Origin of the sequence: Enterococcus sp. HY326 (assembly GCF_026157065.1) — a bacterium.
Taxonomy (GTDB): domain Bacteria; phylum Bacillota; class Bacilli; order Lactobacillales; family Enterococcaceae; genus HY326.
The window spans coordinates 30,272-53,208 of record NZ_JANLGQ010000004.1 but is presented as its reverse complement, the minus strand read 5'-3'; the positions used below and the strand labels follow the sequence as shown (position 1 = coordinate 53,208).

The following is a 22,937-nucleotide window of genomic DNA, read 5'->3' as shown; positions in this document are numbered from 1 at the left end:
ATAGTAAAATGAGAGCGCTAACTATACCATCTCCAAGAAAACGTAATATAATCGCTTTTTTTGACTTTCTCTGATGTTCATTGGTCAAAAAACTTAAAATATAACGACTTTGTCATTTACTCAGATTTGTCTAATTTAATTATTAAAAACGAGATTCATTACAATAACAAGCTAATAAAATAAGTTAATATCACTGATAAATTAATGATTTTAAATTAATTAAACAACAAAAAATGACCTTCATATTTTTCAATAATCAAGAAAAATATGAAGGTCGGATTTTGACAAAAATTACGGATTCGTTTTTATATAAAAACATTTTACAAAAAAGTTGTTTGCACAAGCACGACAACTTTTACAAAATTACAGCTGTCTGGCCGTTGTCATGGCGCACTATTTTACCTTTAGAATGTCTACCTAACTGAACTAAGTAGTCGGCTTTAGTCTTTTTCTGTGGTTTAATTTTTAAAAGTATTTTCGGCTCTTCTTCACTCTTTATTTGATAAAAATCTTTAGGTAGACCAATAAATTCTAGCTCACCTTTTTGATTGGTTTTGCTGACGATTGGCTGGCCTTTTCGTTGCAGATGACGCCGGCCTTTTTTATCCCAGACACTAAAGCTGCGGTTTTCCAGTGGTTGACCGGTGGCATCCTCCAGTAAAAAACTGATGAACACTTCCTCTTTGCGTCGACGCCAAGCCCGAATAATTTTGAAAAGTAAACTAAAAATCCCTGCAACTAAACTAATCGAACCACCGATAATCAACCATTGTCGCAGTAATCGGTTTTGGTTGCCGCTTGTCACAGTAGCGGCGACGGCTTCAGTGTATGGAACACGATGCCCTCGGACTAATAACCGATGGGAATTAACCATATAAGGTGTGCAGGTTAAAAGCGTGACCAGATCTTCTCCTGGTTGGGCTGCCAAAACTTCAATTTGATCTGGCAACACGACAGTAATTTGGTCAACTTGATAGGCGAGCTTTTCACCGAAAATAGTCAGCACAAAAATGTTTCCCTCTTTTAAATCCGGTAAATCGGTAAACAATTTTTTTTGCGGCAATCCTCGATGGGCCGCTAAAACAGAATGCGTGCCCTCACCGCCAACTGGCATGTCCGTTCCACCGACAACAGTCGCCCCCATTTCTAAAAGTGTCTCGGCAGTCTGATCAAAAATTGGCATCTCCACCGATAGGGCAGGAATATTTAAAGTCCCCAGCAAATGATCTTCATAGACTGTCCCTTCAAGCTCATTACTCAGTCGAGAAAATGGGTCACTGGTTTCTTGCTGCTTTTTCGCCGCTTCTTTTAAGCGGGCGAGACGCTGGGCGATTTCTTCTTTTGTGATTGCTTTTTGATATTGTGAAATGCGGACTTGATCCAGCATATTGCTCAAGGCATCGCTATAAAATGGATAGAGCATCACCAAGGCTCCCACAAAAAATAAAAAGAGAATTGTAAATTGCTGGATAAATTTTCGCGTTGTTTTTTTCAAATTAATCCCCCATTTCGACTAGGTTGAGTGGCGGGCTTTAAGAAAAATAAGAAGTATTTGTGCGGCTGAGAGTAGCTATTTATCAGAAATTGATGTCACCTATATTATACAAGCTTCCTAAAGGCAAAAAAAGAGTCCAAAGCTGTCGTGAAAAAACAGCTTTGGACTCTGTTATTTAATTTCAAAAAGTGATTACATCAAGCTTTTCAATTCAACCTCGGGATATTTATCAGCAAACCAGCGTTCAGCAAATTGGTTTTCAAATAAAAATAGCGGTTGGTCGAAACGATCTTTTGCTAAAATATTACGACTCGAGCTCATTTTTTCATCTAAATCTTTTGGATCAATCCAGCGGGCGATTTTATTGCCCATCGGCGTCATAATAACTTCGGCATTGTATTCATTTAGCATCCGGTGTTGGAAGACTTCAAACTGCAATTGGCCGACTGCACCGATAATGTATTCATCAGAAAGGTAAGTTTTGTATAGCTGAACCGCCCCTTCTTGCACCAGCTGATTAATACCTTTATGGAAGGATTTTTGCTTCATGACATTTTTAGCTGTGACCTTCATGAAAAGCTCTGGCGTAAATGACGGCAATTCTTCATAGGCAACTTTCAATTTACCTTCATACAGCGTGTCACCGATTTGATAATTTCCAGTATCATAAATCCCGATAATATCACCAGCCACCGCTTCTTCAACATTTTCTCTAGCATCTGCCATAAATTGGGTGACGTTGCTAAGTTTTAATTTTTTGTTGGTTCTTTCCAAATTAACATCCATGCCCCGTTCAAAGGTGCCTGAGCAAATACGCAAAAAGGCAATCCGATCACGGTGGGCTGGATTCATATTGGCTTGAATTTTAAAGACGAAGCCGGAAAATTCTTCTTCAAAGGGGCTAACCTCTTCCCCTTCCACCGTTTTATGGGCGTGGGGCTCTGGAGCGAATTGTAAAAACGTTTCTAAAAAGGTTTGTACACCAAAATTGGTTAAGGCTGAGCCGAAGAAGACAGGTGTCTGATCGCCTTTTGCAATTTTTTCCGGTGAAAATTCATCGCCAGCTTCCTGCAATAGTTCGATTTCCTCTAAAACCTGCTTATAAACACTATCAGCGTGTAATGGATTGTCAGCAGGAATATCTCCATCGACTAAAGGAATCAAGCGTTCGCCGCCGTAGTTTTCCGGGCGATACAATTCAACGCGTTTGTTATACACATCATATAAGCCAGCTAAACCTTTTCCCATCCCAATCGGCCAGTTCATTGGGTAAGATTCAATGTTTAACAATTCTTCTAACTCTTCTAATAAATCCAATGGCTCACGGCCATCTCGGTCCAATTTATTGATAAAGGTAAAAATCGGAATACCCCGACGTTTAACTACTTGAAAGAGTTTTTTCGTTTGGGCTTCAATCCCTTTGGCGCTATCAATTACCATCACGGCACTATCGACGGCCATTAAAGTCCGATAAGTATCCTCAGAAAAATCTTCATGCCCTGGAGTGTCCAAAATATTAATTCGTTTGCCTTCATAATCAAACTGCATCACGGAACTCGTTACAGAAATTCCCCGTTGTTTTTCAATGTCCATCCAGTCTGATTTCGCAAAGTTACCGGTCTTTTTTCCTTTGACGGTCCCTGCTTGGCGGATAGCACCACCAAAAAGCAGCAGCTGCTCAGTAATTGTTGTTTTCCCGGCATCCGGGTGAGAAATAATTGCAAAGGTCCGGCGGCGCTTGACCTCAGAAACTAAATTAGGGTTGTTCATTTTGTTCTCCTTTAAAATCTTAAATTTATCTTTTGCCACAGAGAAATCCCTGTCAGTCAGTCTTTTTCAACTCACCTAGTATAGCATGATAGCAGACGCAATTCAAAAAAATCCCCGTTAAATTTTACCAGCAGAAAACTTTTGGCAAAATTTAGGGAGATTTTGAAAAGCTCGTTAATTTGTGATAGAAATTTTTTGTCTGCATCTTAACTAATTTTTGTGAAGTGTTTTATCAGTGCCAGAATAATTTACAAATAAGTGATAAACATTTTTTGTTTGCTAAAAAAATTATGTTCTTCGTAATTTGGCTTTACTGATAAATTATGAATTCCCGAGCTTACCTCAGCTGACAGCTATCAAATTTTTTCTATCAAAACTTCTCAGTCTAGGAAAATAAAATTTGAGTTGTTTAACTTAACTAGGAATAAACTGAGTTTTCTACTAAGCTCACTGAAATAGTAAATCCAAAAAATCTTGATTGCTGAAATTAAAAATATATTCAGACACAGAATTTTTCTGTAAAAATTTTTTTAATGCTACTTCATTGAAGTCCTGACCAATTAAGGCATTGGTCAGCTCATGGATATCCTTTTCACCAAAGAAATCTCCCAGGATTTCAAAGGAGCTGATTTTACCAGCTGCAATTGAAAAATGCAGCTCGACAATGCCCACTCCCGCTAAGCGGATTCTGCGGGTGATTTGGTAATCTGGGGCGGCACCGTACACCCATTGGTCATTGGCATAGCGCTCAATGAAAAGTTTTTCGATGGTGGCCTCATCTTCATCCGTTAAGACGATTTGCTGCTGAGCAATCTCTGCTAAATTCTTAACTGAAAAAATTTGTCGTAATAATTCATCGCGAAAATCAGCCGTGTCGGTAAATTGAAATTCAGCTTTCAAATATGGCTTAATATTTGTGACATTTTTGCGGACGGATTTAGTGGCTTTGGAGGCGATTTTCTCTGGATCAACTTTTAAAACATGGTCCAGCACTGATAAATCTACATCATACATTAAGGTGCCGTGGGAATAAGTTCGCTCCCCTTTTGAATACATGGCGTTACCAGAGAATTTTAGGCCCTCAATATACAAGTCATTCCGCCCACCTATTTCGGCTTGTTTAGCCCCCATCTGTTGCAAGGCCTGAACAATTGGTGCAGTTGCTCCTGCATAGTCACCGAAGTCGCGGCGATTTTTAGCGGTCACAAAGCTAAAGCTCAGGTTGCCCAAATCATCATAAACCGCACCACCGCCAGAAGTTCTTCTAGTCAGAGTTATTCCCTGTTCCTTTAAATACTGAAAATCAATTTCAGCGTAAGCATTTTGATTGCGCCCAATGATAACACAAGGCTTTTGGATATATAATAATAAAGTCGGCTCAGTAATCGGCAAGGTCTTCATTAAATATTCTTCTGTCGCCAAATTGTAGCGAATATCTTGGTGAGGCATTATAAAGTAACGCATTCTCGTATCAACCTTTGAGTAAATTTAGTTTTGTTAGTCATTTTATGATGGAGGAAAGCCTGAAAAAAATCAAGCATTCTGTCCGTCTTTTCGTCGGCGAAATAAAAAAGAATTCGCCTTTTTTCTACGAATGAAACAAAGAAACTCCGCTTGTTTCCTTTATTTTGTGAGAAATTCTAAACAAATCAATAAAGGAACTTTCATAATGGCGAATGATTTGTTCTGGCGTGTTATAATAACTAACTGAATAACAACACAATTTTTATTAAACCAAAAAGAGGTTAAGTCTGATGGAACAATTAAAATATAATAGTGTTTTTGATATCATTGGGCCAATTATGATTGGGCCCAGTAGCTCCCATACTGCCGGCGCTGCCCGCATCGGAAAAGTCGTCCGCAAAATTTTCGGAGAACAGCCAGATTCTGTTGATATTTATTTATACGAATCTTTCGCCAAAACCTATCGGGGACATGGCACCGATATTGCCTTAGTGGGTGGACTTTTAGGAATGGAGCCAGATGATCCTCAGTTGAGCGATTCTTTAAAGCTGGCCTTTGAAGCGGAGATGGAGGTTCTCTTTGTGCCTAAACAAGAGCAGGCCGAGCATCCCAACATGGTGCAAATAAAATTGACCAAAGGCAGTCATGTTTTAACTGTCACAGGCATTTCAATTGGTGGTGGCAACATCCAGATTTCTGAGGTCAATGGCTTTAAGCTCTCACTGTCTTTAGGTGTGCCGACGTTTATTATTGTGCATCAGGATTTACCTGGCATGATTGCTCACGTCAGCCAACTTTTCTGTGATGCCAATGTCAATATTGGCACGATGACTGTTACTAGAGAAGCGGTTGGCGAGCGGGCCATCATGGTGATTGAAACCGATGAGCGTAATGAAGAAGTCCTAAGCAAAATTCAAAATCTCGAGCATGTTTTTAGTGCCTCGTATTTTGGTTAAGGAGGAGTCGCATGTTTTATAGTATTGAAGATTTAGTCGAGCAAAGTCAAAATTATTCTAATATCAGTGAGCTGATGATTGAAACTGAAATTAAACTAAGCGGTCGCAGCCGAGAAGAAATCATCGGATTAATGGAAAGAAATCTTGTCGTGATGGAACAATCGATTGTCGAAGGAGTTGCCGGTGTGACCTCGGTAACGGGTTTAACTGGTGGCGATGCAACAAAGATGAATAATTATCTGGCTGAAGGCAATTTCCTCAGTGGTGAAACTATTTTGACTGCCGTTAGAAATGCAATTGCGGTGAATGAAGTCAACGCCAAGATGGGTTTGATTTGCGCTACACCAACTGCCGGCAGCGCTGGCGTTGTCCCAGGTGTCTTAATGGCGTGTCGGGAGCGCCTTAATTTATCCCGCAGCCAGCAAATTGATTTTCTTTTTACAGCTGGCGCCTTTGGTTTAGTCATCGCCAATAATGCCTCCATCTCGGGGGCTGAAGGCGGCTGCCAAGCTGAAGTCGGTTCCGCCAGTGCCATGGCGGCAGCGGCCCTGGTCCAGGCTAATGGTGGCACGCCTCATCAAGCAGCTCAAGCGGTGGCAATTACTTTGAAAAATATGATGGGCTTAATCTGTGATCCCGTCGCTGGACTAGTTGAAGTTCCCTGCGTTAAGCGAAACGCCTTGGGCTCATCGCAGGCCTTTATCTCCGCTGATATGGCTTTAGCCGGCATCGAAAGTGTCATTCCACCTGATGAAGTCGTTGAAGCGATGTATCGCGTTGGCCGGCAGATGCCAAGTATCTTTAAAGAAACTGCTGAAGGTGGTCTAGCAACGACACCGACAGCCCAACGATTGACAAAAGAATTACTAGCAAAAGAATAAGAACAATTAATTAAACTCCAGTGGGGCTTTTTGAAATTTAGACTCCTGTCTAAAGATTTGAAATAGCTCGCTGGAGTTTTTTCGTACATGCACTAACTGACTCACAGGCAAAAAGAAGCGACAGCCTTGCTAAACTTAGCTCGTTACTTCTGATATTTTATAATCCCTTAGAAATTAAAAAAACATCCCAGCTACTCGCTGAGATGTCTAAATTGAAAATAATTAAATTAACGGCGAGGTTCATCCTCTTCAAATTCTTTACGGAATAAGCGGCGTTCTTCCTCTGGTTCCGTCGGTTCTTCCTCTTCATCGTGGAAGATGACCCGCAATTTGCGAATGCGGGAGCCATCCATTTCCTCGCTGATTAAAGTCAGATTGTCGATGTCAAAGGATAATTTTTCGCCGGCATCAGGAATTGTTCCAAGAGCCGTAATCAAATAGCCGGCCATCGTATCTACGTCACTCATATGCAAATCAGTTTCAAATTCTTCATTGAATTCGTCAATCAGCATGCGACCTTGAACCAAATATTCTTTTTCGCCGACTTTTTCGTAGAGTTTTTCAACTTCATCAGATTCATCGTCGATTTCGCCAACGATTTCTTCTAATAAGTCTTCTAGAGTAGCCAAACCAACGACACCGCCATATTCATCTAAAAGCACGGCCATTTGATTTTGCGTTTTCTTCAATTCATAGAGTAAATCATCGATAAAAATTGTTTCTGGTACAAATAAAGGTTCCTGCATAACTTTGTGCAAATCAAGATTATCAAAGCCTAGTCTATAACCAGCTTTTAATAAATTTTTCGTGTGCAAAATACCAATGACCTTATCCTTATCCTCTTGATAAAGAGGAATACGGGAAAAGTTTTCATTTAACGCTTTTTCAATATTTTCTTTGACATCGTCTTCAATGTCCAGCATAAAGGCATCGGTCCGAGGCACCATAACTTCTCGAGCCACTTTGGTATCCAAAGAGAACACACCTTGTAGCATTTCCAATTCGTCGTTGTCCAAAACGCCTTCTGTTTCTAGCATGTAGCGCATTTCATCCCGAGTCATCTTAGAATCTTCATCATCGAAGTCCATCGGGGTGATGCGGGCTAACAAACTAGTAGATGCTGAAAGCAACCAAACGAAGGGTTTAGCGATAATTCCCACCACGCGAATCACACCCGAGGTAAATTGAGCCACCTCTTCTGATTTGTTTAAAGCAATTCGTTTTGGATATAATTCTCCAAAAACGATTGAGACATAAGTCAAAATTGCCAAAACAATAATGTTTGCGATGCTGCGGGCCGCTGTGCCGCCGCCTAAAACCGGCGCTAAACGTGACGTCAAATTATCTGCCAGAGATGCCCCTGACAAGATGTTGACCAGTGTAATACCGACTTGAATGGTGGATAAGAAATTTGTCGGATTATCTAGGATTTTTAATAATTTCTGAGATTTTTTATTGCCTTCTTCAGCCTTTTGTTCCACCCGATTTTTATTAATCGATACCACGGCAATTTCAGAAGCCGCTAAAAAGGCATTTATCAAGGTTAAGACAATTAATAAAAGGATTTGAAAAACAATCGACTGACTATCAGGGTCAGCATTCATAATACATTTCTCCTATTCAAAAAAAATCGTGGGTTATACCCACGATAAAACTTTATCATAAAGCGATTTTTTTGGCAATATCTGAAACTATAATTGTATTTGGTCAGCAGCCTGCTTGGTCTTGCTGTCTCTAAACATCCGAATCACGAAAATAACAATTGTCCGACAGATGGCATAAAAAGGAACGCCCAAGAAAATACCTAGTAATCCCGCTAGATTTCCGGCCACCAATAAAATCAAAATAATTGTCAAGGGATGGATGGCTAAAGATTTACCAATCACATTTGGATAAATTACATTACCGTCCACCTGCTGAACAATTAAAACAACGACACAGCATAGTAGCGCACGAATTGGTGAATCAAACACTGTAACTACCACAGCCGGTGCTAAACCAATGTAAGGGCCTAAATATGGAATCAAGTTCGTTAAGCCGGCAATGACACCGAATAAAAAGGCGTAATCGACACCAATTAACCAATAGCCTAAAAAGGTAAAGGTCCCAACAAAGAGACACTCAATTGCTTGCCCGCTAATATAATTGGACAAAGTTTTATTCAATTGGCCCAATAATTCCATGATTTGCGTTTGGCGCTTTTCTGGAAAAACCTTCTGAATGCTTGGAGCAAACCGTTTGCCATCCTTTAACATGTAGAATAAAACAAAAGGCACGGTGATAATCAGCACCGTCGCTGAAGCGATTGCCGACACTAATGAGCCTAAGCTGCTGGATAGACTGCTGACAAACTGTTGGATAATTGAACCATAAGACAAGTTCAACTGATCCAAATAGCTGCTTAAATCTAAGTTTTGCATCAGCGGCGTATTGGCAAAATCATTAATCCAAGTCTCTAATTGGCGAATAAAGCTCGGCAGATTCGCCGACAATTGAGCTAGCTGATTGATTAGGCTCGGAATCACACTAAATAAAATTAAAATTATCGCTCCTAAAAGAACTAATAACATAATTACTACTGCTAAAGTCCGCTTGATGTGGAATTTTTCCAAAAGTTCCACCACGGGATTTAGCAGGTAATACAGAAAGCCCGCCGTCAATAACGGCGCAAATAAAGTTGAGAAGAAAGTCCCAATAGGTCCGTAAAGAAAATTTAGATTCGCTAACACAAAAATTAAGGTTGCCACTACGAGCATTTCCACTGACCAGAAAAAAAGTTTCGACTGGCGAAATTTATCAAACAAATTTCCATCCTCCTTATATAAATGATATCTTAATAAACTGCTAGTAAAAATCAGGTATCTTTTCGATTATAGCTGAAATCTTAAAAAAAAGCTTCTCAAAAAGTAATCCAACGAGCAGAATTCGCAAAGATTTGCTAAAATAGAAAAAAATTGAATTGAATCGAGGCTTACCATGAAAATTCTCCACTCCAAAGATACCATGAGTCCCATCTATCTAGATGCTTTAAAAATTCGCAACGAAGTCTTTATGAAGGAACAAGGCGTGCCCTTTGAAAGGGAAGTCGATAAAGACGAAGCTTTAGCTGTCCATTTCGTCATGTACAATGACGAAAATCAAGCGATGGCTACTCTACGCTTACTCCCTATTTCACCAACAACCTTAAAGCTACAACGTATGGCGGTTTCAAAGCCTTACCGCCAATTAGGCTTGGGCAAAGCTTTAATTGCTGAAGCTGAAAGATTTTCTCAGGAACAAGGCTTTAAAGAAATTGAATTAGGTGCACAAAAAACGGCCATCTCATTTTACGAAGGTTTAGGTTATCACAGTTTCGGCGAAGAATTTATCGATGCCGACATGCCCCATCTGGCAATGAAAAAATTCTTTTCTGAAGAATAATTCTTGTTAGCCTATAAATTAGAATTCAGCTTATCATGAAATGATTTGAAAAAAATCCTGCTTAAGTAGGATTTTTTTATTTGGACAAACTGCTTGTCATAGCAAATAATTTCTGCCAATACTTCATTTTTTAAAATCCGAAGCAACTGAAAGTTTTTCTACAGACAAGCAAAAAGCTTCGAAACTTTAAAAAGTTTCGAAGCTTTTCTTAATTACCCTTGAAAATATTTTTCCAACCCAGCGACAATACCGCTAGCGACTTGGTCATAATACTCTTCATTGGTGATTGATAATAAATCTGAATACGTATTAATGTAACCTAACTCCAACAATAAGGATGGATAAGGTGTTTCGCGAATGACCTCGAAATTTTCAGTCCGTACCCCGATATTACTCAAGGCATTAATACTACTGGTCAAACCAGAATTAACATCCTTGGCCAACGCTTCTTCGTACTCATAATAGTAATAAGAAGTATAACCGGACATGGTATTGGCAGTATCAAAACTGTCGTAATGCAGGCTAATAAAAATATCTGTATTTTCATCGATTCCCTTTTGTACTCGGTCATCTAAGCTAACGAAAGTATCATCAGAGCGGGTTAAATAAACCGTCGCACCTTTTTCTTCTAACGCTGTTTTAATCACTTCCGCGGTTGCTAGCGTTAAATCTTTTTCATAAAATTGTTCATTGGTACTGACTGCCCCAGCATCGTTGCCGCCATGACCAGGATCAAGGACAATCACGGCATCCGCCAATGAAATATTAGAAGACTTATCAGAGACTGATTGCACAGCACCATTCTCGGCTAGAATATAACCTTCATTGCCGGCATTGGTTTTAATATGAATAAAACCATCTGCTTGACCAATATACTCCGCCCATTCTCCGGTGAAAACTTGTTCGACGATTACACTAGCCGTATCCGCTTCAGTATAAACAGAAATATAGCTGGCTGTGTCATCTGTATTATCAACGCCGCTATCTGAACTAGCGGCTGTACTATCTTCTGTTGCAGTCAACTGTAACTTTACCATTTCTTTAGTGGCGACCGGCTCAGCCTCTGCTGTTCCTTCTTCATCATTGGTCTTCGCTTGAGTCACCAGCAATGATTCGGCATTGGCCGTAAAAACTCGGTCGAAGCCGTAACCTAATAAAATTGTCGCAGCACAAAGAATCGTCACAAATAAATTGAATTTTAATCGCAGCAAACGTGTGTTTTTTTTCATAGGCTTTATCCTCGGTGTTATTATGTATAATAAATAGCAATTATTCAGCTAAATAATTTATTAGCATTGTTATCTATTATTATACACGGTTTGCCTATAAAAACTATAAAAAAACTTTTAAAAAACTAAAAAAAAGTTGACTCAAGGTCAACTTTTTTCGCTCATTTTTTCGACAATTGCTTGTAACGGTCATACCAAACGTCAATATAGCCTTCGCTAAAGGGGCCACGTTCATTATTAATCCAATCCACTAAAATTTTGACGTTCTCTTTTAAAATGAAGTCAATATCTTGCGGATAATGCATTTTTTTACGATGCATTTCATATTCATCTACATCTAAAAGACGTTTTTCACCATCAGGAAATACTTTGATATCTAAATCATAATCAATATATTTCAAGGCTTCTTCATCCAATAGAAAAGGTGAGGCTAGATTACAATAATACGACACTCCTTTTTCACGAATCATTGCTATTACATTGAACCAGTATTTGCGATGGAAATAAACAATCGCTGGTTCTCGAGTAACCCAGCGGCGGCCGTCAGACTCTGTCACCAAAGTATGATCGTTGACGCCGATGATTGAATACTCGCTTGTTTTTAAGACCATGGTATCCCGCCACGTTCGATGCAAATTGCCGTCATGTTTGTAACTTTGAATCGTTACAAACTCGCCCTCTTTAGGAACTCGCATTATAACCCTTCCCTCGGCAGACTTAACTGCTTGTGTTGGGTGTGCATTACACCGATATCAGAATTATTATATCAATAATTCTCGGCTTTGCCTACTAATGATTGCTGTGATTCCGCTTACTAGCTAGACTTTCCTAAAAAACTACGACTTTTTCCAACTTTCAATCAATTTATGTTGAACTTTTGGAAAAACAAAATCTGGAAAAGCTTCCTGGTTGACCCACATTTCATTGCCTTGCATTGGAAAATTTTTCAAAGCTCGACCATAAAAGGGCAACACATGCCATTTTAGATGAGAATAGACATGGGTGACTTCACTAAAATGCCGCTTTTGCCAAACCACCGGCAAATTAGAAAAAATTGCCGGACTTTCTTCAGCCACTAAATCTAAAGTTAGTTGCTTATCATTAGCTTTAGGCCCTTGCCATTTTTCCTGCAACTCTTTAAAAAATTCTTGACTCACTTCAATCATTGGAAAAGTCCACATGTTGGCGATTAAACCTTCTGCCGGCCGTTGTGCTAATAAATACTCTCCTGCTTGATTTTCAATAATCCCAGCGACTAAAAAAACATCTTTTGGTTTAATTTTTTTACTCTTCACCGGGAAATTTTCCTGCTGCTGAGTTGCATAAGCCCGACAATACTTTTGAATCGGACAGCTTTGACAGTCCGGTTTTTTAGGGGTGCAAATGGCCGAGCCTAAATCCATCAAGGCTTGATTGAAATCACCGGGGGCCTCATAGCTGATAATCAACCGCATCTTTTCATCAAAAACTTTACGGCTACTGGGCTTACTGATATCCTCTGACAAACAAAACAGACGGCTGACCACCCGCATGACATTGCCATCAATTGCCGGTTCCGGTAAATTGAAAGCAATGCTAGCAATTGCACCGGTTGTATAAGGACCAATTCCTTTTAAAGTTACAATCTCAGCAGCTGTTTGCGGCATCTCTCCAGCAAACTCAGCCATAATTTGCTGAGCGGCGCTTTGAAGATTACGGGCTCTTGAATAATAGCCTAAGCCCTCCCAAGTTTTTAGTAGTTCAGCTTGATCAGCTTCTGCTAACGCTTGAATTGTCGGAAACTTTTCCATAAAACGATAATAATAGTCAATCACGGTATCGACCCGTGTCTGCTGCAGCATAATTTCAGAAATCCAAACTCGATAAGGATCAGTATTTATCCGCCAGGGCAAATTTCTTTTTTCCTGTTGGTACCACATTAAAAAGTCTTTTTGAAATTGCTGAATTTCTGTCGAACTCCATTCAAAGTCTTTAGGAAGTTTAGAACTATCTTCAAAAGTTTTCTTCATCACTAGCTTCCTTTTCGTCTAAAAATATTTGAATTGTATCTAACGCAAAGCCTTTTTGATAGAGGCTTTGTTTGATTTTCATATTGCGCTTTTTAGGCTCCAAACGCTGATGACGCCGCCAAAGTTTTTCTCCCTGACTGACTAAAGCTTGATATTCGCTTTCTTCGTCCGGCTCAGTTTCCAAGAGACTGAGCACCTCGTTAACAATCTCTTTAGAAAACCCTTTTTGCATTAATTGTAGCCGCAGCTTTTGTTGACTCTCCCTCAGACTTTTATTCCGTTGCACTTTAAAAAACTTTTCACCGCTTCTCAGAGCAATTGCCAATTGCTCTTTTTGAGGATAAAAGGTCATTGCGTGTTCAATCACTTCTGGGGCCAAACCTTTTTTCTTTAATTGCTGACTTAAATAGCCGGGGCCTTTATCACTCAAACGAACCTGTGTGCGAATGTAACTGTCACCAAAATTTTGATCGTTGACTACGTCCAGCTCTTTTAAGGTCTCGACAATTTGATTTCGATCGGTGGTTTCGATTTCTTTTTCCTTTAAATATTTGCGGACTTCCATCTCAGAATGCATCTGGTAGCTGAGATAATTCATCGCCATCTGCAAGCCCATATCATAGCCGATTTTCTTTTTGATTTCGTTGAATTCGGCTTCATCCAGTTCTTGCCCTTTTAACAGACGATAGCGGACTAATAAGTCTTCACTGATTCGCAGCTCCTCACCATTTGAAAAAGCTGCCTTATAAAAATTGCCCTTGACCTTCCGCAGGCTAACAACAGTAATCATCTGCATTCCTCCTTCTGCTGATAAGGTTTTTTTACAAAATCTCCACTACTGGCTTATTCTAACATAGGCAAATGAGAAATGAGAAAATTTTTTATCTATGGTAAAATGCTGACTGAAGCATTTGTTTTAGATTTCAAAATTTATGGGGGAAATTATGGCAGTAGTGAAAGAAGCCCAACAAATAAAACTTAAAATTAAACGCCTTGGCATCAACGGCGAAGGTATCGGTTATTTCAACCGGCTGATTGTCTTTGTGCCTAAGGCTTTACCGACTGAGGAGGTCACCGTAAAAATTACTAAGGCAACGGAGAAATTCGCTGAAGGCGAGCTCTTGACGATTCATAAAACCAGCAAAGAACGAGTAACACCTCCCTGCAAAGTTTACGAGACTTGCGGTGGCTGTCAGCTTCAGCATTTGAGCTATCAAGGACAGCTGGATTTCAAAGTGGATTTATTAAAACAAGCCTTAGCAAAATTTAAACCAGCTGGCTATCAAAATTATTCATTACGCAAAACAATTGGCATGGATGCCCCTTGGCATTACCGCAACAAAGCGCAATTCCAATTGCGCTATAACGGAAAACAACACAAGGCAGAAGCTGGTCTTTATCAGCCGAACAGCCATCAGCTGGTGGCTATCGACGACTGCTTGGTGCAGGAGCAACCAACCCAAGATGTGATGAACACGGTTGTTCAGTTAATCAACAAGTATCAAATTCCAATTTACGATGAGAGGAAAAACAGTGGCATTTTGAAAACCATCATGGTACGACTAGCGATTGAAACCGGCGAAGTCCAAGTGGTCTTGATTTCCCATTCTAAAAAAATTCCTAGCATCAATCCGCTAATTAGAGAACTGACGCAACGACAAGGCAAAGTCGTTTCTGTAATGCAAAATATCCAAAGTAAAAAAACTTCGTTGATTTTTGGTGAGGAAACACTGCTGCTTTTTGGCAAGCCAGCTATTCATGAAAAAATCAATGAGGTCAGCTTTGAATTATCAGCACGTTCCTTCTTCCAGTTAAATCCCCAGCAGACAAATCTTTTGTATCAAGAAGGGATTAAGGCTCTTGACCCGCAAGCGACGGATACGATTGTCGATGCTTATTGCGGTGTCGGCACCATCGGTTTAAGCTTTGCTAAGCAGGTTAAAGAAGTACGGGGGATGGACACGATTCCTCAAGCAATTGCTGATGCCAAAGAAAACGCTCAAAAATTAGGTGTTACCAATACGCATTATGAAACAGGTACGGCTGAAGATTTACTGCCAAAATGGTTGGCATCAGGGTTTAAGCCTACAGGGATTGTCGTGGACCCGCCCCGCACTGGTCTTGATGAAAAATTGCGGCAGGCTATTTTGCAGGCCGCACCAGAAAAGCTGGTTTATATTTCCTGCAATGTGTCAACTTTGGCGCGGGACTTAGTCATGCTCAGCAAAAAATATCAAGTGGAATATCTGCAATCTGTCGATATGTTTCCTCAAACTGCCCGCTGTGAAGTGGTAGTCAAGCTGAGATTAAAATCCGCGTAATGAGTTAGAAAATTTCCATCACAAGACACAGCATGTTGGTGATGGATAGAGTAAAAAATATCCGCAAAGATACTCTCGAACAACTGAGGGCCTTGCGGATTTTTTGTCGGATTTTTTTAACTGTTAAACTTTTGATATACTTTTTTAAATTGCTAAACTTGAGCCGCATTTTTGCAGCTGCCGTTTATTATGGAGATTGCTATAGCATTTTGCGAATATCAGTAACGATTTTGGGGGAGTATCGTATGCTGCTGAAAAATAGCACCTTGCAAAATTACGATAAAAGAATTCCTTGGTTTCTCGAAAGCTTCATTGTGCAAAAATTACTGTGAAATCAAAAAAATCCCTCTCTGTTCAAAAGTAACTTCTTTTGAACAGAGAGGGAAAAAATTCAAATTTTAATAGCCATAGCTCGTGCTATCATCATAGGTCGTATCGTTGCCATAAGTGTAGGTATCAGAAGTTGTACCGTATGTTGAAGTCGTATAGCTATCCGCCAAAACTTCTAAATCAGGATAATCAGAAGCCAGTTCCGTAATAGTTGCTTCATTCAGTTGTTCCTTCAATAGGTTTTGAACTCGAATAATTTCTTCTTCGGTCACTTGTTGGAAAGAAATACCACTTTCACCGATATAACCATCACCAGTGTAATCCACACCTTGTAGCTGATCTGTCACAAAATTACTTAAAGCTGGTGTATAATTTTGAACCAATGAGCTGATGGTTGACCAATCTAAGTCAGTTTTGCCATTTTCCCCCAATACATCTAACAAGTTTTGATAATTGCTTAATGTGCCAACAGAAGTAATTTGATTAAACAATTGCTCTAAGACTTCCCGTTGTCTTTCTTGACGGCCGTAGTCGCCATTAGGATCTTCATAGCGCATGCGGGCGTATTCAACCGCACGCTTACCATTCAATTGTAATTCACCCTCATCGAAATGTTCCATGTTTAAATCAAAAGCAAAAGCATTGTTGACCGTCACACCACCAACAGCGTCAATTAAATCGGCCATGCCGTCCATGTTGACCGTTGCATAATGATCGATTGGAATATCTAATAAATCTTCGACAGTTTTCATAGCTAAGGCTGCTCCGCCATAAGCATAGGCTGCATTAATTTTATCGTACTGAATGTAAACATCTCCGTATTGGTAATCCATTTCCACCAGTGTATCCCGTGGAATGCTGACCATTGTTGTTTGACCAGTTCCTGGGTTAATCGTGACTACCATCATGGAGTCAGTCCGGCCGGTGTCGCCTTCTTCAGTTCGTTCCACATCGGTATCGACACCCATCAATAGAATTGAGATAGGTTCTAAGGAGGAATAATCGACTTCCTCAGAGCGCTTCGTTTCAGAGATTCGTTCTACTGATTCATATGTTTGGGATGCTGTTGCTTTCAAATCATAGTACGCCTTTGTACCATAGGCCACGCCGCCAATGACAACTAAAAGGACTGCAAAGACAAATCCCAACACGATCTTTTGCCAAACTCGCATTTGTTCGCTCCTCTTGTGACTGTGAATCACATTTCTTTTTTCATTAAAGGAATACTTTTCCTTGTAAATTACATACGTCTAACAAACGATACCAAAAAACAAGCCCGATTTCAATCAACTACAGGAAATCCGGCTCGATTACAAACTTTATTTAACTCTTTTGTAATCTATGAAATATTTTCGTAAAATAAATGCGATATAAATTCTTTCAATGAAATTTCATGAATTTCACGAAAAAAATGAAAATAAAGAAAGTGGTTGGACATAAGTTCAGATAGATGAAATTATCTGAACCCCATCAGTATAGGTGCAAAACTGATTTGCTTGTCCGAGCCCCACTGGACCACCAAGACAAAAATAAATTCAGATAAATCAACTGTCAAAAACTTGTGTCACAACCACTTATAAAATATCAAAGATTATAATTTAACAACGTCAGCGGCTTGCGGTCCCCGTGCGCCTTCAACGATTGAAAACTCAACTTCTTGGCCTTCTTCTAAAGACTTGAAGCCATCCCCTTGAATAGCTGAGAAGTGTACGAATACATCATCGCTGCCGTCAGTTTCGATAAAGCCGAAACCTTTTTCATTGTTAAACCATTTCACTTTTCCTTGATTCATAATAATAATTGCCTCCAAATTTTCATTTGAGATAGTTAGTCTCTGAGGATTATTATAACGAAAATAGAAAACGTTAACAAGAACAAAATTTTAATTATTTTTCAATATTATTGAGAAATTTTTGATAGTCTGCCTGTTCATCCGTTTCAACAATCGTCAGCTTATCAAAATTCTGATTCATAAAGTCCGCCAGCTCCCCTTCAATTAAATGGGTGTTGGTAGCATTGCCAACCAGCTCCATCCAGTAGCCGCCATCAGGATTTTCATGGACGACTGTTTGAACCATCCCGCCAGGATTTTTAACATTAATCGGCTGCATAAAACGACCATCATTTAATAACACATGCATCAGACTGCTAGCGCTCATTGCTGTCCCGCAGGCGTTCGTTAAACCGACGCCTCGCTCAAAAGTTCTGACAAAAATATCGTTTGGTCCTAAGACTTGGACAAAACTAACATTGACACCATCAGGAAATAAGTTATTTTCGCCATTTACCTTTTGCGCAATTTCTTCTAGCAACGGACCTTTTAAGGTCGCTTCATCGACAAAAGCAATCAGATGAGGATTGGGAACGGCCACCACTGAAAAAAGCAGCTCATCGGATAGCTCAGGAATTTTTTGATTGATGATTCGGCCGCCTTCGAGATTAGCCGGAACAGCTGCTAAATCAAAACTAACCGGTGAAATTTCGACTTGATAGGTCTCGATTTTTTCACCGAGAGCCGGAGCCTTGCGTACTTTTAAATCTGCGAACATCGTTTCAACATTAAATGAATCCTGCTGATTTTTTTCTGCCAAATAACGAGCCACTGTCCGCAAACCGTTGCCGCACATACTGGCTTCACTGCCGTCATTATTAATTACCCGCATCTGCCCTAAACTCAGACTATTTTTGGCATCATCAACTAATAAAATGCCATCTGCACCGCCAACTAACCCACCTTCACGAGGCGTAATCGCCTGTGTCAGTTGATTGACTTGGCTATCCGTTAATTTTTGCTGAAACTGGGTCTGATCCAAAATAAAAAAATCATTCTCTGAACCGTGCACTTTTACTAATTTCATTGTTTTTCCTTTCTTAAAGACCTTGACTAAATCCTGAACTTATTATAGTCAATTTTTGTCAAAAAAAAAAGAGTCCCGTCTTTGACTGACCTAAGAACTCTCAAAATATTCTGTGATACAAAATTTTGCACTTTTTTTGCTATCAAATTTTTTAGTTTTCAAAATAGAAATCTTTTCATCACAGAGGATATTGCATTTTTAATCCTCAGCAATTTTGTCACAGCTAAGCTGCACTGTTTTCTAGCCTTCTGATTTCTCCGGCAGCTGATGATGCTTGCCGCTGAACTCAGAGATAACAATTTTAATAATCCCTGTTCGTTCCACCATTTTTTCCGGAATTGGGTCAAACTCAGTCAGAGCCTTCCCCGTTTCGTGTTGCATCAGTAACGCCAAGCCATGAAGTTTTTCGGTTGCATTCGTCACAATTTCTGCCTTGCCATAACCGATAAAACTCTCATAGGCAAAAGAATAGCCCTCCGCACGCTTTCCCGTTTCAATTAGAGCATGCTTTCCATCAATTTCCACACAAACATGGGGATTTTTTTCAATCAGGCTGACTTTTTTACCAACCAATGCTCCATGGATATAAAAAATAAGCTGATCTGCTTGCCACGAGTACCCATAATTCACGGGGACAACGTAGGGAAAGGTTTTATCAATCAGACCAATTCTTAACACATGCTGGGCCTCAATTAATTCTTTGATGGCCCCCTGCTCCATTTGCCGTTTACTACGCCGCATTTCCTCCATCTAAAAATCCTCCGTTTTTCTAACAATCAAAACTGTTTTAGCTATTATAAAGAAGTCTTTATCTCTATGCAAGCGAAAATCAGCTCTTTAAAAGTGAATCTGATTTCATTTTTCTACTATTATTTATTATAAAAGATAGGCTTCACATAGGAGGACTGCAAACTAAAAAAACTTATTTTAAGAACAGCTAAAATGTCTTACTTACTCAGTTCATATTTTTTCACCACTTATAAAGTAAAATATTAACTAAAGCCATTAACAAAACAACCTGCCCTCAATAAAGAGAGCAGGCTGTTGGCTGTTAAATTTCATTTACTGAAAGATGCTGATTCCTGATAATAATTGCTGCAAGTTTTCAGCATCCCAAGGCAGATATTCCGCAATGGTCAAGCCGACAATTTCACTGACTTCACTGATTGCTGCAAAGGTGGCCTGCACTTCCTTTAAACTCATTTGCCCAGATTCTGACGGAAATTCGGTCACGCCTGGTTCTGTAAAATAAAGTGAACGAAATTCACTAGGATTTAAGACATCCAAATCAAAATGGACCACTACTTTGGAAAAATGATTTTCCTTGAGCCATTTTTGAATGGCTTCTGGCGAAAGTCGCTCGTTTTTTTGTACCTGATAGTTTAAATCTAAATCTGCTAATATTTTTTTCTCATCACTGGTAGGTTCCTGCAATCCGACATAGAGCACATCAGCTGACTTAAAAGGCGCTTTGACCTTGGCTGCGAGCACCGGATCACCATCCTCTAGCAAATTACCCAACACCATCGCATGTTCATGGTAGAACACGTCTGGTGTAGAAATATCTGGGTGGGCATCAATCCAAATGATGCCTAAGTCATCGCCATATTTTCCATGGAGATAATCAAAAGGCGCTTGAGAAACTAGGCAATCACCGCCAAGTGCGATTATTTTATCCGGCTGCTCTGCTTGAATTTTTTCGTTGATTAAGTCGATGTTGGCCGCGACAACACTTTGACCAACTACACCATTTTCCTTTTCTAAAGGCCCGCTATATTTGGGAATTGCCACATCAATTTCGACATGATTTGCATTTTTTGGTGCTAACCAAGTCAATAGCTCTGATCCAAAAGCATAATTGGACTTGTTGCCTCCCTGCCATTGGGGAATTTTTAACCGAATTGTTTTCAAATTTCAAACACTCCTTTTTTGCTAAGCTGTTCCATCTCAAAAAATTCAAATGCAACCAAACTGGTGAAGCTAGCTTCACTATATCATCCATGCTTGAAGAGAACAGTAGTAAAATCAAAAGTTGAAACATTGTCGCATTATTTATCAGATTTAGTTTAAATTTTTGAAACCTAAGTATCATTCAATTGATTAGTTGCCAGTTCCTGTTTGATAACCATCAGAGAATTCTGAGTATTTTGTTGATAATCGCCAACCAACTGAGAAACAAACAAAATATCTAGAATATAATTGACCGCCGTTATCGAGGTCATCACCTCCATACTTAAAATCGATTGTTTCTGCCTTAAAGCGATGTATTCATCCGTCTGTTGCGCAAGTGCACCTTCTGGATGATCGCCAATTCCAATCACAAAGACACCAGCTTGCTTAAGATATTTGGCAGTCGTCGCCATTAGAGGATTGTTTCCAGAGAACGATAGTAAAATAGCCAATCGGTTTTTCTTTTGTCGCGTCGCAATCACATAATGTTCATTTAAGCCATTAAAGGCCTCCACGGAAACACCTAAGGTTGCAAATTTAAATGCCGCCATACTAGCAATTGAATAGGTGATGCCAGTCCCATAGATATCCAATTTCCCGATGTGTTTGAAATGATTAATAATTCGTTTCATTTGATTTTTATCCAGAGACAGACGAGCATTGGCCAAGGCATTTTCATAAATTGCCGGAACTAGCCCTATTACCTCCTCACTAGTTGTGTCTTGATTAACTGGCTCGTCATCAATAATTTTAGCTAAATGCTTTCCATCAACAAGCTCTTTGGCAACTTCCTTTTGCAAATCAATAAAGCCCTTTAGCTTGAGCTTTTTACAGAAGCGAATAATCGTCGCTTTACTAGTAAAGGTAGCTTTTGCCAGCTCATCAATCGTCATGCTCCCCAGCTCTTCAAGATGCACCAACAAATACTCCGCCAATTGTTTTTCTGATGACGTAAAGCTTTTTGTTTCCTGTAATTGCTCAATTATCATGGTAGTCCTCCTTAATTTTGCTTTATAAGCAAAATATAATCCGTAGTCAACGAAAATAAGCATCAAAATCCAGCTTCAAAATTTTGAAGATTTTATTGGGATTAACTATTTATCTCATGCGTGTTATTAAAAATATTAAAATGACTAAGCTGCTAGCTCTAACAAACTGAGTGTTCAGTAACAATTAAATACTCTAGAAAATAAAACAGATGAAAAATCCAATCGAAATTAATTGTCATTTTCATCTGTTTGCTATTTATTTTTTAGCTGTGCTAGCATAACACAACCTAATGTTAACACAGCTTTTCCGAAAAATATTAAAAAAATTAAACATTACTGTTGGATTGTCAAGAGGAACTACTGGAACTCAGGAGCACACGATTTTAAGCCTTACTGATTTACTAGGCTATAGAGACAAATATATTATCATCATTATGTTGACTTCAAGAAATTTTTTCGTGTCACAGCCAGTTCCCACATCCTTCTATTCAACTTCTGACGGCAACTCAACCTGCTCAGCTTCTTTTGTAATCAGCACCACGCCATCACCCAAAGGTAGTAAAGTCGAGGTTAAATCCGGATGCTGCATAATCACCTTTAAAAACTGATTTAGTTTACGGTGAATCGCCCGCTGACCGCGAGGAATTTCTTCAATCGGCTGTAGAATTGTTCCAGCTTGAAAGACATCATCCACCATCAAGACGCCGCCTTTTTTTAAAAGTCGCAAACAGTCTGGTAAAAACTCAATATATTTTGATTTCGCACTGTCCATAAATATAAAATCGTATGGACCACTTAACGTTGGCAAAATATCAGCAGCTTGGCCTTCTAGCAAATTGATTTTAGCGGCATTTCCTAGCCGCTCATAAGTTTTTTTGGCCCTGCGAATCATCACATCAAAACGATCAATAGTTGTGACATGACCGCCATCTTGCAGTGATTCTGCCATTAAACTGGAGGAAAACCCAATGGCCGTGCCAATTTCCAAAATTTCTTTGGGCTTTAGCTGACCCAATAAAAATTGTAAAAAGACCACCGTCTCATGAGGGATGACTGGAATCTCCTCTTCATGAGCTTCCGCTTCAATTTTTCCCAGTTCTCCGGGTAATTGTTTTTGTTGGTTTCGCATAAAATCCAGCAAATCCTTTTTGACCACTGGCCGATGCATCATTTCATTGCGCACAAGACTGCTCCATTCTTCCTTTTGATATTTTCTTTAATATTATAGTGGTCTCCATCCCCGCTGGCAATAAAAAAGCAGAGTT

At 39.5% G+C, this 22,937-nt stretch carries 21 protein-coding genes; 5 read left to right on the top strand and 16 right to left on the bottom strand.

Annotation, left to right across the window (positions count from 1 at the left end; genetic code table 11):
• Nucleotides 1-355: 355 nt before the first annotated feature.
• The 3 genes from ORH16_RS10950 to ORH16_RS10940 form a co-directional block, all read right to left on the bottom strand.
• Nucleotides 356-1,495 carry a class C sortase gene (locus ORH16_RS10950; protein WP_265458849.1) on the bottom strand — a complete coding sequence of 380 codons (1,140 nt, stop codon included), beginning with the start codon at nt 1,493-1,495 and terminating at the stop codon, nt 356-358.
• Between the two features lie 192 nt (nt 1,496-1,687).
• Nucleotides 1,688-3,265, bottom strand: a complete 1,578-nt coding sequence (locus ORH16_RS10945) for a peptide chain release factor 3 (protein WP_265458847.1) — start codon at nt 3,263-3,265, stop codon at nt 1,688-1,690.
• Nucleotides 3,266-3,712: 447 nt separating this feature from the next.
• Complete coding sequence (locus ORH16_RS10940; protein ID WP_265458845.1) at nt 3,713-4,729, bottom strand: lipoate--protein ligase; 1,017 nt, start codon at nt 4,727-4,729, stop codon at nt 3,713-3,715.
• A gap of 290 nt (nt 4,730-5,019) precedes the next feature.
• Here ORH16_RS10940 and sdaAB point away from each other — a divergent pair, with 290 nt between their 5' ends.
• Nucleotides 5,020-5,685, top strand: a complete 666-nt coding sequence (sdaAB, locus tag ORH16_RS10935) for an L-serine ammonia-lyase, iron-sulfur-dependent subunit beta (protein ID WP_265458844.1) — start codon at nt 5,020-5,022, stop codon at nt 5,683-5,685.
• Between the two features lie 11 nt (nt 5,686-5,696).
• Nucleotides 5,697-6,566, top strand: coding sequence for an L-serine ammonia-lyase, iron-sulfur-dependent, subunit alpha (gene sdaAA / locus ORH16_RS10930; RefSeq protein WP_265458842.1), 870 nt, complete (start codon nt 5,697-5,699; stop codon nt 6,564-6,566).
• 227 nt (nt 6,567-6,793) lie between these two features.
• Here the strand turns inward: sdaAA and ORH16_RS10925 are convergent, their stop codons facing one another.
• Together ORH16_RS10925 and ORH16_RS10920 are read right to left on the bottom strand one after the other, a co-directional pair.
• Nucleotides 6,794-8,170, bottom strand: a complete 1,377-nt coding sequence (locus ORH16_RS10925; protein WP_265458840.1) for a hemolysin family protein — start codon at nt 8,168-8,170, stop codon at nt 6,794-6,796.
• A gap of 87 nt (nt 8,171-8,257) precedes the next feature.
• On the bottom strand, nt 8,258-9,370 hold the full coding sequence (locus ORH16_RS10920) for an AI-2E family transporter (RefSeq protein WP_265458838.1): 1,113 nt from the start codon (nt 9,368-9,370) through the stop codon (nt 8,258-8,260).
• A 172-nt stretch (nt 9,371-9,542) separates the two neighbouring features.
• Here ORH16_RS10920 and ORH16_RS10915 point away from each other — a divergent pair, with 172 nt between their 5' ends.
• A complete protein-coding gene (locus ORH16_RS10915; RefSeq protein WP_265458836.1) occupies nt 9,543-9,986 on the top strand; it encodes a GNAT family N-acetyltransferase in 444 nt (147 codons plus the stop codon).
• A 212-nt stretch (nt 9,987-10,198) separates the two neighbouring features.
• Here ORH16_RS10915 and ORH16_RS10910 read toward each other — a convergent pair whose 3' ends face one another.
• From ORH16_RS10910 to recX, 4 genes are all read right to left on the bottom strand, one after another.
• Nucleotides 10,199-11,215, bottom strand: a complete 1,017-nt coding sequence (locus ORH16_RS10910; RefSeq protein WP_265458834.1) for an N-acetylmuramoyl-L-alanine amidase — start codon at nt 11,213-11,215, stop codon at nt 10,199-10,201.
• 161 nt (nt 11,216-11,376) lie between these two features.
• Entirely contained in the window at nt 11,377-11,910 is a 534-nt protein-coding gene (locus tag ORH16_RS10905) for a DUF402 domain-containing protein (protein ID WP_265458833.1), read from the bottom strand.
• Nucleotides 11,911-12,051: 141 nt separating this feature from the next.
• Nucleotides 12,052-13,224: an A/G-specific adenine glycosylase gene (mutY, locus tag ORH16_RS10900; protein WP_265458831.1), complete on the bottom strand. Its 1,173-nt coding sequence runs from the start codon at nt 13,222-13,224 to the stop codon at nt 12,052-12,054.
• Entirely contained in the window at nt 13,208-14,014 is an 807-nt protein-coding gene (gene recX, locus ORH16_RS10895) for a recombination regulator RecX (RefSeq protein WP_265458829.1), read from the bottom strand. Before recX ends, mutY begins: the two co-directional genes overlap by 17 nt.
• 154 nt (nt 14,015-14,168) lie before the next feature.
• On the opposite strand from recX, the gene rlmD reads away from it, so the two are divergent.
• Nucleotides 14,169-15,545 (top strand): 23S rRNA (uracil(1939)-C(5))-methyltransferase RlmD, encoded by a 1,377-nt coding sequence (rlmD, locus tag ORH16_RS10890; RefSeq protein ID WP_265458827.1) that lies wholly within the window; start codon nt 14,169-14,171, stop codon nt 15,543-15,545.
• A 41-nt stretch (nt 15,546-15,586) separates the two neighbouring features.
• Complete coding sequence (locus ORH16_RS10885; protein ID WP_265458824.1) at nt 15,587-15,877, top strand: hypothetical protein; 291 nt, start codon at nt 15,587-15,589, stop codon at nt 15,875-15,877.
• Nucleotides 15,878-15,943: 66 nt separating this feature from the next.
• Here ORH16_RS10885 and ORH16_RS10880 read toward each other — a convergent pair whose 3' ends face one another.
• From ORH16_RS10880 to ORH16_RS10850, 7 genes are all read right to left on the bottom strand, one after another.
• Nucleotides 15,944-17,047 carry an LCP family protein gene (locus tag ORH16_RS10880; RefSeq protein ID WP_265458823.1) on the bottom strand — a complete coding sequence of 368 codons (1,104 nt, stop codon included), beginning with the start codon at nt 17,045-17,047 and terminating at the stop codon, nt 15,944-15,946.
• Nucleotides 17,048-17,466: 419 nt separating this feature from the next.
• Nucleotides 17,467-17,667, bottom strand: coding sequence for a cold-shock protein CspD (gene cspD, locus ORH16_RS10875; protein ID WP_265458821.1), 201 nt, complete (start codon nt 17,665-17,667; stop codon nt 17,467-17,469).
• 94 nt (nt 17,668-17,761) lie between these two features.
• Nucleotides 17,762-18,733, bottom strand: coding sequence for a diaminopimelate epimerase (gene dapF, locus ORH16_RS10870; protein ID WP_265458819.1), 972 nt, complete (start codon nt 18,731-18,733; stop codon nt 17,762-17,764).
• A 240-nt stretch (nt 18,734-18,973) separates the two neighbouring features.
• Entirely contained in the window at nt 18,974-19,483 is a 510-nt protein-coding gene (locus tag ORH16_RS10865) for a pyridoxamine 5'-phosphate oxidase family protein (RefSeq protein WP_322597297.1), read from the bottom strand.
• Nucleotides 19,484-19,795: 312 nt separating this feature from the next.
• Nucleotides 19,796-20,644 (bottom strand): arginase family protein, encoded by an 849-nt coding sequence (locus ORH16_RS10860; protein WP_265458817.1) that lies wholly within the window; start codon nt 20,642-20,644, stop codon nt 19,796-19,798.
• Between the two features lie 170 nt (nt 20,645-20,814).
• Nucleotides 20,815-21,672 (bottom strand): MurR/RpiR family transcriptional regulator, encoded by an 858-nt coding sequence (locus ORH16_RS10855; protein ID WP_265458815.1) that lies wholly within the window; start codon nt 21,670-21,672, stop codon nt 20,815-20,817.
• Between the two features lie 484 nt (nt 21,673-22,156).
• Nucleotides 22,157-22,855, bottom strand: a complete 699-nt coding sequence (locus ORH16_RS10850) for an O-methyltransferase (protein WP_265458813.1) — start codon at nt 22,853-22,855, stop codon at nt 22,157-22,159.
• Nucleotides 22,856-22,937 lie beyond the last annotated feature (82 nt).

Excerpts from the sequence above, each read along its gene's own strand:
- ORH16_RS10945 (WP_265458847.1), bottom strand. The coding sequence starts at position 3,265 with ATGAACAACCCTAATTTAGTTTCTGAGGTCAAGCGCCGCCGGACCTTT.
- ORH16_RS10940 (WP_265458845.1), bottom strand. The coding sequence starts at position 4,729 with ATGCGTTACTTTATAATGCCTCACCAAGATATTCGCTACAATTTGGCG.
- sdaAB (WP_265458844.1), top strand. The coding sequence starts at position 5,020 with ATGGAACAATTAAAATATAATAGTGTTTTTGATATCATTGGGCCAATT.
- sdaAA (WP_265458842.1), top strand. The coding sequence starts at position 5,697 with ATGTTTTATAGTATTGAAGATTTAGTCGAGCAAAGTCAAAATTATTCT.
- ORH16_RS10925 (WP_265458840.1), bottom strand. The coding sequence starts at position 8,170 with ATGAATGCTGACCCTGATAGTCAGTCGATTGTTTTTCAAATCCTTTTA.
- ORH16_RS10915 (WP_265458836.1), top strand. The coding sequence starts at position 9,543 with ATGAAAATTCTCCACTCCAAAGATACCATGAGTCCCATCTATCTAGAT.
- ORH16_RS10910 (WP_265458834.1), bottom strand. The coding sequence starts at position 11,215 with ATGAAAAAAAACACACGTTTGCTGCGATTAAAATTCAATTTATTTGTG.
- ORH16_RS10905 (WP_265458833.1), bottom strand. The coding sequence starts at position 11,910 with ATGCGAGTTCCTAAAGAGGGCGAGTTTGTAACGATTCAAAGTTACAAA.
- mutY (WP_265458831.1), bottom strand. The coding sequence starts at position 13,224 with ATGAAGAAAACTTTTGAAGATAGTTCTAAACTTCCTAAAGACTTTGAA.
- recX (WP_265458829.1), bottom strand. The coding sequence starts at position 14,014 with ATGATTACTGTTGTTAGCCTGCGGAAGGTCAAGGGCAATTTTTATAAG.
- rlmD (WP_265458827.1), top strand. The coding sequence starts at position 14,169 with ATGGCAGTAGTGAAAGAAGCCCAACAAATAAAACTTAAAATTAAACGC.
- ORH16_RS10885 (WP_265458824.1), top strand. The coding sequence starts at position 15,587 with ATGGATAGAGTAAAAAATATCCGCAAAGATACTCTCGAACAACTGAGG.
- ORH16_RS10880 (WP_265458823.1), bottom strand. The coding sequence starts at position 17,047 with ATGCGAGTTTGGCAAAAGATCGTGTTGGGATTTGTCTTTGCAGTCCTT.
- cspD (WP_265458821.1), bottom strand. The coding sequence starts at position 17,667 with ATGAATCAAGGAAAAGTGAAATGGTTTAACAATGAAAAAGGTTTCGGC.
- dapF (WP_265458819.1), bottom strand. The coding sequence starts at position 18,733 with ATGAAATTAGTAAAAGTGCACGGTTCAGAGAATGATTTTTTTATTTTG.
- ORH16_RS10865 (WP_322597297.1), bottom strand. The coding sequence starts at position 19,483 with ATGGAGGAAATGCGGCGTAGTAAACGGCAAATGGAGCAGGGGGCCATC.
- ORH16_RS10855 (WP_265458815.1), bottom strand. The coding sequence starts at position 21,672 with ATGATAATTGAGCAATTACAGGAAACAAAAAGCTTTACGTCATCAGAA.